This is a genomic window from Endozoicomonas sp. SESOKO3 (genome assembly GCF_024606255.1).
This window is the reverse complement of the sequence record NZ_JAHHPR010000060.1, coordinates 1-1,578: the sequence shown is the minus strand read 5'-3', so window position 1 is coordinate 1,578 and position 1,578 is coordinate 1. Positions and strand designations below refer to the sequence as shown.

2 protein-coding genes are annotated in these 1,578 nt (G+C 43.8%); both read left to right on the top strand.

Annotated features, from left to right (window positions below; genetic code table 11):
- Positions 1-105: 105 nt before the first annotated feature.
- On the top strand, positions 106-642 hold the full coding sequence (locus KDK18_RS01025) for a hypothetical protein (protein WP_257252548.1): 537 nt from the start codon (positions 106-108) through the stop codon (positions 640-642).
- Positions 643-942: 300 nt separating this feature from the next.
- The coding region (locus tag KDK18_RS01020; RefSeq protein WP_257252547.1) for a PEP/pyruvate-binding domain-containing protein at positions 943-1,578 on the top strand (636 nt) is incomplete at its 3' end.

Below are 1,578 nucleotides of genomic sequence, written 5' to 3'. Positions count from 1 at the left end.
CCCGCGTTTCACTGATAGGCTGGCTTTGTTTTTTAGTGGGGTTCAGAGTATCTATGTTGCTATCTATATCTATACTAGGAGCTTTCAGAAAAAAGAGTATGCTCTATGAAAACAGTCAGAAATGTATTCTTTTCTCTCTTACTTTTATTTTGTAATATGAGTAGCATTTGCAGTCAGTCTGCTTATGCTGGTAAGGACATTAAAATTGTAGCAATTTTAGTTGTTCAGACTTTATTGCAAGTCATCTTACCTTCTATACCTGAGCAGGAACAAACAAAGCTACTAAACACTTCACCTCAATTATTCTGGTCTGTTGCGGGTGGGCAACATCTAATGCAGCCATCAATAGATACATCTGATATGGCACAGGCCAGCAATGGTAATGACCCTCTTGTGCTTCTTCAGATTGCAATGACAAGAGTTGAATCTCAGATTAATGACGGGCAGATTGATTTAGAACATACATATCCGGATGCGGATGTGGAAGAACTGCAAAAAGTATTAAATCGCATTGTCCCTTACATTATGGAATCAGGAATATCGACATACCCTGATCATGAACAAGAAGGCGCTAGAAAACTAATCCTGGAAAAAGTGAGTAATTTTATGGCTTATTTGCAGAGTAAGATTGGTATGGGCTAGCAGCCTGGTCCGCAGCTTACGATGCGAAGAATGATGACCGGGCAGGTGACTTTTGAGCCTATGAAGCAGAAAGAAAATGCCTCCGCGGAGCTATCAGCCGTGCGTCAGCTTGGTAGTGATAGTTATAGTAGCCATGAGACTGATCAAATTGTGTGCTTCAGAGTGATGGGTGAACTTTATTAAAATATGACTGTCAGAAATGCAGGAATAAATTATCTATAACGTATTGGCTCCACGTTCACTGACCATCTCATGCGCTAGCCATTAAGTCATGGATTTGACATTACAATAGAGGTCTCAATGCAAAATACTCAGTTTTATGAGCCTGATTATCAAAGCCCGATCACTTATTCCTGCAAGAATACCGGTGAAAAAAGCCCATCCAAGAGGTATTTCAAGGATATTGATGCTCTCGACACTTTGACCGAGACAAGGCCATTAGCCAAGCGCATCTGCCGCAGGCCTGATTCAGACTCTTCTGATCGTTCTCTTCTCAATCGACAACAGCTTGGGGGTAAGGGGATGTTTTTGCAGTGTATGCACCAAGCAGGCCTGGCTGTTCCGCCCTTCAGATGTGTTACAGCCAGTGTGACGAATGTTCTTGAACAACACACTTTTGATATCCATCGTTTGATCCCCTATCTTCCCGGCATAGTCGATGAACTTTGGGTTGAAACGGCCAGCCTGACGAACATCAGGGAATACCTCAATGGCTTGCTAGCTACAGAGCCATCCAAAAGGGCTAAGTGGCTGGCCGGTCTGGCGAAATTTGTTGCCAGTAATGACTTTTATGAACTGGTTAAAGATTCTGAAGCGGCCCGGCAGATCAGGGATCTGCGCTGTCAGCTGGACGAACTCTCCCCATCAGGGCCGGTGATGATCCGCAGTTCTGGTATCAATGAAGATAACTACGGCGATGCTCAGGCGGGCAAATAC

Bases quoted from the DNA above. Each gene is read 5' to 3' on its own strand.
- KDK18_RS01025 (WP_257252548.1), top strand. From the start codon at position 106: ATGAAAACAGTCAGAAATGTATTCTTTTCTCTCTTACTTTTATTTTGT.